This is a genomic window from Microcystis sp. M179S2, assembly GCF_020245805.1.
Classification (GTDB): domain Bacteria; phylum Cyanobacteriota; class Cyanobacteriia; order Cyanobacteriales; family Microcystaceae; genus Microcystis; species Microcystis aeruginosa.
Genome location: NZ_JADBUE010000305.1, coordinates 18487 through 29002, shown reverse-complemented (window position 1 = coordinate 29002; position 10516 = coordinate 18487). Strand labels below are relative to the sequence as shown.

8 protein-coding genes are annotated in these 10516 nt (G+C 43.4%); 2 read left to right on the top strand and 6 right to left on the bottom strand.

The features are described 5' to 3' along the window. Positions 1-321 precede the first annotated feature (321 nt). A complete protein-coding gene (gene alr, locus IM500_RS19105) occupies positions 322-1518 on the top strand; it encodes an alanine racemase (protein WP_190718778.1) in 1197 nt (398 codons plus the stop codon). Between the two features lie 213 nt (positions 1519-1731). Further along, positions 1732-3036 (top strand): cytochrome P450, encoded by a 1305-nt coding sequence (locus tag IM500_RS19100; protein ID WP_287739335.1) that lies wholly within the window; start codon positions 1732-1734, stop codon positions 3034-3036. Positions 3037-3126: 90 nt separating this feature from the next. On the opposite strand, the gene IM500_RS19095 is transcribed toward IM500_RS19100, so the two are convergent. The 6 genes from IM500_RS19095 to IM500_RS19070 all read right to left on the bottom strand — a co-directional run bounded on the left by IM500_RS19095 (position 3127) and on the right by IM500_RS19070 (position 10314). Beyond that, positions 3127-5118 carry an ABC1 kinase family protein gene (locus IM500_RS19095; RefSeq protein WP_287739334.1) on the bottom strand — a complete coding sequence of 664 codons (1992 nt, stop codon included), beginning with the start codon at positions 5116-5118 and terminating at the stop codon, positions 3127-3129. Between the two features lie 305 nt (positions 5119-5423). Continuing rightward, positions 5424-6512, bottom strand: a complete 1089-nt coding sequence (locus tag IM500_RS19090; protein ID WP_190718788.1) for a glycosyltransferase family protein — start codon at positions 6510-6512, stop codon at positions 5424-5426. A gap of 74 nt (positions 6513-6586) precedes the next feature. Continuing rightward, positions 6587-7276 carry a retron system putative HNH endonuclease gene (locus tag IM500_RS19085; protein ID WP_190718792.1) on the bottom strand — a complete coding sequence of 230 codons (690 nt, stop codon included), beginning with the start codon at positions 7274-7276 and terminating at the stop codon, positions 6587-6589. After that, on the bottom strand, positions 7273-8697 hold the full coding sequence (locus tag IM500_RS19080; RefSeq protein ID WP_242034506.1) for an AAA family ATPase: 1425 nt from the start codon (positions 8695-8697) through the stop codon (positions 7273-7275). The genes IM500_RS19085 and IM500_RS19080 overlap by 4 nt, the downstream gene beginning before the upstream one ends. Positions 8698-8767: 70 nt before the next feature. Then, positions 8768-9841, bottom strand: a complete 1074-nt coding sequence (gene bchI, locus IM500_RS19075) for a magnesium chelatase ATPase subunit I (RefSeq protein ID WP_016516601.1) — start codon at positions 9839-9841, stop codon at positions 8768-8770. 83 nt (positions 9842-9924) lie between these two features. Beyond that, entirely contained in the window at positions 9925-10314 is a 390-nt protein-coding gene (locus tag IM500_RS19070) for a hypothetical protein (RefSeq protein WP_190718795.1), read from the bottom strand. Between the last annotated feature and the right edge of the window lie 202 nt (positions 10315-10516).

The following is a 10516-nucleotide window of genomic DNA, read 5'->3' as shown; positions in this document are numbered from 1 at the left end:
GGTTATGCTGTCACTCCATCATCTGGAGGGAAGGACTTTCACCTTCACGGTTATTGAGTTATCAAGGTTCTCAACCTTGTCCTACCCACGTCTGTTAGACTTTTGGTAGGAACGAGTCGCACGATAGATTCTGTACTTAAACGCTTTTAATATCTTGTTTACCCAACTAAATTTACTATGGTAAACTATGCAAGGCTAAATTGTCAAGGATTTAATCGTGCTTCGCTGTTTTATATTGGTCGGGGTTTCATCCTGTCAGTACGAGGGTCTTCACCCCGACATCTGTGATAAATTGGGTTATGTGTGCAAAGGAGTGAGCGAGTGGTGTTTAGCATCGAACCAAAAATTATCAATCCGCCCAAAAACCGTCATGATTATCAATTGTCGGAAGCAATTCGCTATCGTGCTTGGGTAGAGATTGATCGCTCGGCATTACAACAAAACGTGCGAAAAGTCAAGGCCTTATTAGCCCCAAAAACGGAATTAATGGCGGTAATTAAAGCCGATGCTTACGGACACGGGGCAGTTAAGGTGGCTAACAGCGTTTTAGAAGCCGGAGCGCAATCTTTAGCCATCGCGACTATCGGGGAAGGTATCGAACTGCGGGAAGCGGGAATCGTTGCCCCAATTATGATTTTAGGGGCAGTGAACACCCCGGAAGAAGTGGCAGCCTTAGCCCATTGGCAATTGCAACCCACCCTGGTGCAAATCGAACAGGTGCAAATTTTTGCCACCGTGATGAGACGCTTAGAGCAGCGGCTGCCGGTCCATATCAAACTAGATACGGGGATGTCTCGCTTAGGTACACAATGGCAAAACGGCACCAAATTCGTCGAACAGGTTTTAGAGGCTCCTAACCTGAAAATTGCCAGTATATACTCGCATTTTGCCACGGCTGACGATCCCAATCCCGAGATGATGCAGTTACAACGGCAAAGATTCCAACAAGCGATCGCCGAGTTAAGCTCAAAAGGTTATCATCCCCCCTGTCTGCATTTAGCCAACTCTGCCGCTACCCTAAGCGATCGATCTCTGCACTACGATCGAGTTAGAGTCGGATTAGCTCTCTACGGTCTTTATCCCGCCGATCATCTCACCGATAAAGTCCCTTTGCAACCCGTCCTGCAAGTAAAAGCGCGCATTGCCCAAGTCAAAACCATTGCCGCCGGCTCCGGAGTGAGTTATGGTCATCAGTACATAGCGGCAAAAGACACCCGTATTGCTGTGGTCGGTATCGGTTACGCTGATGGAATTCCCCGCAATCTCTCCAATCGTTTAAAAGTATCCCTGAGAGGACGTTTAGTACCCCAAATCGGCGCGATAACCATGGATCAGTTAATGATTGACGTGAGCGAGATTCCAGAGGTAAAAACAGGGGAAATCGTCACACTTATCGGTAAAGACGGCCCGCAGTGCATTACCGCCGACGATTGGGCGCGAGATTTAGGTACGATATCCTGGGAAATTCTCTGCGGGTTTAAGCATCGTTTGCCGCGAATTATTATTAGCAACGGCTAATTATGGCGGTGATCTTAAAAAATGTCAATTGGCGGCAATTCTTATTGTTAACTGACTGGTGAGATCTGTAATTAATTTTGCCTAGATACTTGCCTTGGTCAAGTGCGATCGCTAATTGCCAGTCTAGATTAGGGGATGAATTCTCCGGTGCTTTAGGTTAAAATAAACAGGGTTAATCGACGGCAACTGATCAGTTTTACCCTAGAGGCAGCGATGACTATAAGCAAAGATATACCCTTACCCCCCGGCAGTTTCGGATTACCCCTATTAGGAGAAACAATCGCTTTTTTGACCGATGGGGATTTTGCCAGCAAACGTCATAATAAATATGGTCAACTTTTCCGTACTCATATTTTTGGCAGTCCCACGATTATTTTATCCGGTGCCGAGGCTAACCGGTTTCTCCTCAGCAACGAGAATAAATACTTTGCGGCAACTTGGCCTAAAAGTACCAAAACTCTCCTCGGCAGCGCATCTTTAGCGGTGCATACAGGAGATGTCCACGCTTCCCGTCGTCGCTTAATCTATCAAGCTTTTCAACCCCGGTCCCTGGCAAGTTATATCCCTACGGTAGAAACAATTACCGCTCGCTATTTGGAGCGTTGGCAAAATGCAAAAACCCTGTCATGGTATCCTGAATTAAGAAACTATACTCTCGATATCGCCTGTAAATTATTTGTCGGTCTTGACCAGGGTTCTGCTACCAAATTAGGAGAAGCTTTTGATACTTGGTGTGCGGGACTATTTACCCTTCCCATTCCCCTTCCCTGGACAGCTTTTGGCAAAGCATTACGCTGTCGAGAAGAATTACTGGAAGCGATCGAAGCTATCATTTTAGAAAGACAAAAAAATGATGACCCCGGCCAAGATGCTCTTGCTATACTTTTACAAGCTAAAGACGAAAACGGTCAAAGTTTATCCTTAGCGGAATTAAAGGATCAAGTGCTATTATTACTCTTTGCTGGTCATGAAACTTTAACCTCCGCTATCGCCACTTTCTGCCTACAAATGGCACTGCATCCCGATATTTTTCAGCTTGTCCTCGAGGAAATAACTAATTTTGATCTATCCACTCCTTTAAGCGTCGATACCCTTAAACAGATGACCTATTTAGATCGCGTTTTAAAAGAAGTTTTACGTTTTACTCCCCCCGTGGGAGGAGGATTCCGTCGGGTAATAGAAGACTGTCAATTTAACGGTTATCATTTGCCGAAAGGATGGGTAGTGCAGTATCAAATCAGCAATACCCATAAAGATAATAATATTTATTCTCGTCCTGAAACCTTCGATCCCGATCGCTTTTTAGCCGAGGAAAAACCCTACGGATATATCCCTTTTGGTGCGGGATTACGCGAATGTATAGGCAAAGAATTCGCTCGTTTAGAGATGAAAATTTTAGCCGTCCGTTTAGTACAAAAATACGATTGGCAATTACTCCCCAATCAAGATCTGACCCTCACCTCTATCCCCACTCCCCACCCCCGGGACGGTTTACAAGTCACCTTTAAACCCCGTTAACCAGCTAGGATAAAAAAACTTTTAAAAAAGTTGAGAATTTTTCTCGGAGCCGTGAAATTTATTTCACGGCATTTATTGACCGAACAGAGGTTAATCGGCAGCGGGTAAAGCTTTCGATAATTCTCCATTTTGCCGATGATTTGGTCTATCAAATTCGAGAACTAAGTAACGAATTAAACGCGCTAGGGATTTTTGTAGTAAACCTTCAGCAATTTTTTGTCCCATCTGTTGGGTTTCCGGTTTAGCGATTAGTTTAGTCATCACTGGCACCATAGCCATGGCATCGAATCCTTTCGTTTCCTGTAAAATACTAAAGATGTTGCGAAGATGCTCGAAAGTCTTAGCATCACCCAACAATTCTGGGGGAGTTTCTTGTACCGCTAAACCCACCTGTTGCCGGAAATTAACCGTGAGATTAAACCAAGTGCGACGACCGAAGTTATCGAGAGCATTGACTAACTCATTCACTAATTTTTCGCGGATAAATATACCCCTATCTGAAAGAAGAAAATCTAACGCTTGTTCGGTGACTTTCTCGAAGTTAAAATCATTAGAATCTTTAGCATTACGCAGGAGATTTTCTAAACGATTCCAGCGAAAAGTACCGTCTTTAAACAATAAATCCCGCAGGGAATCTCGCAACTCCGTGGAAGGATCGGTGAGCAGACGTTTAGCAATGTAAGGATAGGCTTTACTCAGTACCTTAAAATTAGGATCGATGCCAATTGCTATTCCCTCTAAAGTCACCATCGAGCGAATAATCAGGGCATAATAGGCAGGAACTCGAAAGGGAAACTCATACATCATCGCCGACATTTTATCGGTGATACTTTTAAAGTTTAATTCTGCCACACTCGCCCCCAAAGCATTACCGAAAACTTCCGAAAAAGCGGGAACAATTGGCTCTAAATTGGTAGTTGGTGACAGGAAGTCTAACTTAACATAATCCTTGGCCAAAGACTCAAAATCCCGGTTGACTAAATGCACCACCGCTTCGATTAAACCGTAGCGTTGATAGGGTTCAATATTGCTCATCATGCCGAAATCAAGATAAGCTAATTTACCGTCGGGAGTCGCTAATAAATTACCCGGGTGGGGATCCGCATGGAAAAATCCGTGTTCAAGTAATTGACGCAAAGAACACTGCACCCCCACATTAACTAAGTGGGTGGCATCAATACCCTGAGCTTGAATTTCTTTGATATTAGTTAATTTTGTGCCGTCCACCCACTCCATGGTTAAAACCCGTCTCCCGGTATATTTCCAGTAGATTTTGGGGATGTAAATTTCGGCAATGTGACCATAAAGTTGAGCGAATTTTTCGGCGTTTTGTCCCTCGTGAAGATAATTAATTTCTTCAAAAATACGAGCGGCTAATTCGTCGGTAATTGCCACTAAATCGGAGCGAAGTCTTTTAATATTACCTTTCACCCAAGTCGCCAAACTACGCATGATATACACATCTAAAGTTATACAGCGAATCAAATCGGGACGCTGTACTTTAACGGCGACTCTCTCTCCGGTTTTTAATTTACCTTTGTAAACTTGTCCTAGGGAAGCGGCCGCTATGGGATTGGGGGATAATTCTGCGTAAATTTCCTCGGGAGAATAACCTAATTCTTCTTCGATAAAACGATAGGCAATTTCATTAGGAAAAGAGGGGATTTGATCCTGGAGAGTGGTTAATTCTTCTAAATATAAAGGCGGTACTAAATCAGGCCGGGTAGAGAGAGCTTGACCGATTTTAATATAGGTGGGTCCCAATTTGGTCAACATTTCCCGCAATTGTACGGCCCGTCTAATTTCATTTTTCGGCGATTTTCCCCGCAGTTTATCCGACCAGATACCGATGACAAAAGATAAAACCGGTAGGGCAATTTCGATTAATCTCCCCAAAACGTCTAGAGGTCGCCGACGGTAATAGTCGTTAATAACTTGGGGATTGTAGCGCCAACTCTCGGCTACGTTGTCATCCATGGGGCCGATATCTTCCCGATGCTCTTCGGGAATATGCACGGGCTGCACTTCAACGGTAATCGCTTCTGGGTTTTGCGTCTCTGGGGAGATCATCTGTTCGGACATAGTTCGGTGACGGGGCAGGGTGATTTGTAAACTATTGTAACAAGTATCGGCTTTCTGCCCGATCTTGTTTCTGTCTCCCTAGTTCTCGGCTCCGGTTCGCCGTCAACTTTCTCCGGATGGTTATCGGTGTTTTTGACGATTTCGAGGCTGATACTGCCCTGATTATCCCGAATGTGATTGTCAAAAAATAGGGCGGTAATTTGGCTGATTTCTAGGACTTTGTTCAATAAACTAGGGACGGCTGACCGATAACTAAATTCACCGCTAATCATCCGAGGTTAAATTGGCTAAGTTAATCATTACTATTACCTCTCAAAGTATTCTACGATGGCTCTTGCTATCGATTCTGCACCATCTTTAGCCAGTTTAACCTTTAGTCGTGGCGGTTGGGGGGCTTGGCGCAAAAAGTCCCAATTACCTTGAAAAAATTCTTCACTGCTAATAATTTGATGATCACTATAATCTTGGATTCCAGCCAATAAAATCGCTGATTCGGCGAAACCTTCTCGCATTAGGGAAACAATCGGCACCTCTAATTTTAAAGCCTCGGCAAAGGTACTATATCCCGGTTTGGAAATAATTCGATCGCACAGGGGCATAAAATCCACGGGACGATAGCTCCGATCTGGTTTATCCTGTAAGCGGACTAAATTGGGCAATTCGGGCGCGTTTTTTTCAAAAGTGATAAATTGCCAATCGGGAAAACTGGCGAGGTTATCATAGGGAATTGCTTCTAATCCTAACCCCCCAAAACTCAATAAAATAGTTTTTTCTTTGGGGGCATTTAGCTTAAATTCCTGTCGCAATTGTTCTTCACTATAGCGGGGTGTACCTCCGGTTAAACCTGCCTCGGTAACATGGGGAAATGCTGTCATTGCTTCTGCTAAAGGCAGTTTAAATAAGCGATCGCATTGATTATAACAACGACTAATCCAATCACTAATACTGGCAAATTCTTCACCCCAATCACGATAGATAAAATCCCAGCCGAAGTTACCGATCATCCAACAAGGAAGCCCCGCGCTTTTGGCAATTAGTGCCGCTAAAGGCGGTAAATCTGCCACAACTAAACCCACACGATTAGTTTTAATAAAATTAACTTCACTGGCAATAATTGCCCTTGATTGAGCAATTATTTGTTCTAATTTTTCTTTAGTAGCTAATTTATCCATCGTTAAACTATCCGATTGGATTACTCCCACATCAAACCCCCGATGTCTTTGAATATATTCTCCGGATATATAGGAATCTAATAACCAGCGCGGGGCCGTGGTGACTAATATCGGCAAAATTTCGGGATTAAGTTCAATAATATTAGCTACCACCGAAGCACTGCGGACAGCATGGCCAAAACCATGATTAGTAACGGCAAAATAAACAACAGGACGAGACATAAATAGCAAGTAAGGTGAGAATAATAAGCAAGAAATTTTGTTTTTCAGACTGTAGATAATAATTACCCCTGATTTTAGGGAGGCAAATGAGGCAGTATATAAATACTAGCAAAAGCATAATATTCCGCTCCCGATTGACAAGCTTCTTGCAGTAAAGATAAAGCCTCCGAGTCTCCTTGTTTTGCGAAACGTAATAATGCTAACAACCTTTTAATATATTGACTACGATAGTTAATTAATTCTTTTCGTCCACGCATACCATTGAGATCGAACAAATCTTCAACAATTTGACCACGCCGATCCCGACCATAAACACTGGCCAATTTTGCCATTTCATCCCAAATAAATTCAAGATGTGTATTCGGATCGGTTACTCCATCCGTGGGGTCTATTAACAGAGGATTTCCTGTGATATCATCGAGAGGAAAATTTGTGCCTTTGTGATTGGCATCATTACATTTATCACAAGAAAGCAGTAAATTCTCCCAAGTAAAAGTCAGATCAGGATACTGGCTTTTTGGATAAAAATGTTCGATCGCTCCGTAAGTTACCACTGTAATCTTACTTTCACAGTAAGCGCATTTCCCATTAAACATTTTAACTAATGCGTCTTTAACTTGCGGATGACTGTATTTATTTTGTGCTTGGTTAATTTGAGCTTTAGTTGCCTTGTTGTTTGATTTTATTGATTCTAAAGCCTCTAGCCAACGAGCGGCATTTTTAGCTAATACGCGTGGCTCTGATATTCTGGTGACAGCAATCAAGATAAACGCTCCTCTAGTAAGGCATCAATTCGGGATTCTAAACTATTAGGTTGACTAATTTCGCCAAAGGGTTTAACTTCTCCAACAAATAATGACAGTTGTTCATATTCTTGCTTTTCTGCTGCCGCCAGATTTTTCTTTTTACGATTTAGTTGGTGGTAACGCTTAATTTTATTTTCTGTATCAGTGGGAAAGGTTGATTTCAGACCAAAAGCAGAACTTGTTAAAGTACGATCAACATTAGCCGCTAATTCTAAATAAGGAATTTCTACAATCTCTGATTCACCCGCTACCAGATCGATTCGTAGGGTTAAAGAATTTGGCCCTGCACCGGCAGCGATTAAAGGACTATGAGTAGCGACAAAGAATTGAAGCTTGGGAAAAACTTCCTGTAACCATCCAGCAATTTCCCTTTGCCAAGAAGGATGTAAATGAATATCTAACTCATCGATTAAGACGACTCCAGAAGCCTCTGTGGGGTTATCTAGATTGGGGAAGGATTGTAATAATCGCCAAATTAAATCCCCAGCTAAAGCAATCATACTCCGAAAACCATCGGATAAACTAATGGTTGGAACTTTTTGACCGTTAACTAGAAACTGAATCAAGCCATCGGCAGTTACTTCAGCAATTTCTACATTACCGGGTAACAGTTTAGTAATTGCTTCTTCGCCGATTTTTTTCATTTGTTTAGATTTACTATCTTCAGGATTTTTGGCTATTCGATAATCTAAATACACCATCCATCTCTCAAAAGAACTTAAAGATGTATCCTCGTTAAATTGGCTGAAAAAGTTGCTAGAGCGTTGCGGGGGTTCAAGACTAGGAATAATCACTTGACTCACTCGTGTCAAACGACGGAAAGCTCCATAACCGACGGCAAACCAACCATGATTATCGGAGGCAAAAGCATTGGCTCGCAACCAACTTAAAATTTTAGTATTTTCTTCGATTAATGCTGGTTCTGTATAAGTTTGTTTGTCCTTACTGCCTCCTAACTCTAACCTTTCCTTGCCTGTAACAAAATAGGAATAAGCAAAAGTTTTTCGAGTTTTATCCGTACCAAATTTTCCCGCATCCCCATCTTCTTGATGAAGCACTGCGGTTAATTTACCCGGTGTCTTGGGATTACATATCCAACCAGTCGGACGTGGTAATAATTCTTTGGCTGCTTCTGGTCCCGCGAGCAGTAAAGCCAAAGCCTGTAAAATCGTGCTTTTTCCTACTCCATTTTCTCCTAATAAAGTGATCCAATGATAAGGTTTAGCGCGCCAATGACGTTGATTATTGGGATTACTAATAAATTTAATCTCTTGATTCTGGAAGCATTTAATGTTTTCGAGTTTTATACTTTCAACCCACATGGACATTCCCCCAGAGAATAACAGCGATCGATAAAATTCTAGCTTATTCGGCCACATCTAGCCCTTTTTGGCCTTCATCTCTAAATCCAGTCAAAAACCCTCTCTTCGGGGAGAGGGTGAATTAGATTTAGGAATTTTCTTCTAATCCAAAGACGCGATTAAAAGCTTTCAAGACTTTATAACCAGAATCGATCGATTCTAGCGGATCTTTCCGCAAACGGTGACGTAAACAGAGAACAATTACCCGACGGATATCATCTACCGTCACAGTTGTCCGTCCTTCCAAAGCGGCCAGAGCTTTAGCGGCGCGATTGGTAACGATATCGCCGCGCAATCCGTCCACGTCCAACTCGGAACAAACCTCGGAAATTTTCACCCGCAGCTCATAATCAAGCTCCACGGAAGGCAAAAGATTTTGGGCCTCCACTAGCTTTCTTTGTAGTTCTTCCTGTTCTAAGTTATATTTCTCTAAAAACGAGATCGGATTGCCATCAAATTCCGCACGCTGTTCCACGATTTTGACCCGTAGAGGTGGTTCTTTGACGGTGTGAATCTCGGCGTGCATTCCGAAGCGATCGAGCAGTTGTGGGCGCAATTCTCCCTCTTCTGGGTTGCCCGATCCCACCAAAACAAACCGGGCCGGGTGACGAATGGAAATTCCTTCCCGTTCCACCGTATTCCAACCACTAGCGGCCGAATCCAATAGCACATCGACGAGGTGATCGTCAAGTAAATTGACTTCATCCACATAGAGAATGCCGCGGTTAGCTTTGGCCAGCAAACCAGGTTCAAAAGCTTTTACCCCTTCTGACAGGGCCTTTTCGATGTCAATCGTGCCACAGACCCGATCCTCCGTCGCACCGAGGGGCAAATCTACCATAGTGACTTTTTTCTTGGCAATGGTCAAGGGGATGGCCTCGTCCACCCTTTGCCGCACCTCATCGCTCATTAAATCAGGATCATTGGGGTCAGAATTAAAGGGATCGTTAGCAACTACGTCAATTTCTGGTAAAAGGTCGGCTAAAGCCCTAATGGTGGTCGATTTTCCCGTACCTCGATCTCCCATAATCATCACCCCGCCAATTTTGGGGTCGATGACGTTGAGCATTAGGGATAATTTCATTTCTTCCTGGCCGACAATAGCGGTGAAGGGAAAAACCACGCGGCGAGTTTTCGGAGGAGCTTGGGGAGTCACGGTCATAGGTGGATTCAAAAGTCAAGAGTTTTTGCGTAAAGAATTATATCTAGTGGGGATTCTAGCCGTCAGCTTTCAGCAAAGCTTTATCATTGTAAGTCTTTTTCCCTGCTTTTTAAGATCCAGCGCCAGAGGGGATGACGCGACCCTTCGGCCCGAATTTTCTGCACCCGTTGCTCTAAGCGCAGTTTTTCTCTGGGGGAAAGTCCTAAAATAATGTTGCGACTTTGCCAGACTAACACTGCTCCTGTAATGGCAAAACAAAAGGCTAGACCGATAGAAGGCCAGTAATTGAAAGCTAAAGCGTATCTAAGGGCTGTCCAAGTAAAATATTGCCGCATTAAGGCTATATCATCCCATAAAACCCATAAACTCGCCGAACCAATCCCTAACCAACAACCCAACACGAATAACCAACGACCCCATACCGTCAGTCGATGTAATCTTTGGACTTGTTGCTGTAGTTCGGAATTGGCCATTTCAGTTATCAGTTATTCAGTGGGGGTGTGGGGTGTGGGGTGTGGGGGGATGGGGAGATGGGGAAGTGGGGTGATGGGGTGATGGGGAAATGGGGTGATGGGGTGATGGGGAGAATCAATAAAGGTAGTCTATTGACAACTGCTCACTGATTACCACTGTCCACTGAAAACTCAAATCTGATAACTGATAACTGATAACTGA

Bases quoted from the DNA above. Each gene is read 5' to 3' on its own strand.
- bchI (WP_016516601.1), bottom strand. From the start codon at position 9,841: ATGACCGTGACTCCCCAAGCTCCTCCGAAAACTCGCCGCGTGGTTTTT.
- IM500_RS19070 (WP_190718795.1), bottom strand. From the start codon at position 10,314: ATGGCCAATTCCGAACTACAGCAACAAGTCCAAAGATTACATCGACTG.
- IM500_RS19080 (WP_242034506.1), bottom strand. From the start codon at position 8,697: ATGTGGCCGAATAAGCTAGAATTTTATCGATCGCTGTTATTCTCTGGG.
- IM500_RS19090 (WP_190718788.1), bottom strand. From the start codon at position 6,512: ATGTCTCGTCCTGTTGTTTATTTTGCCGTTACTAATCATGGTTTTGGC.
- IM500_RS19100 (WP_287739335.1), top strand. From the start codon at position 1,732: ATGACTATAAGCAAAGATATACCCTTACCCCCCGGCAGTTTCGGATTA.
- IM500_RS19095 (WP_287739334.1), bottom strand. From the start codon at position 5,118: ATGTCCGAACAGATGATCTCCCCAGAGACGCAAAACCCAGAAGCGATT.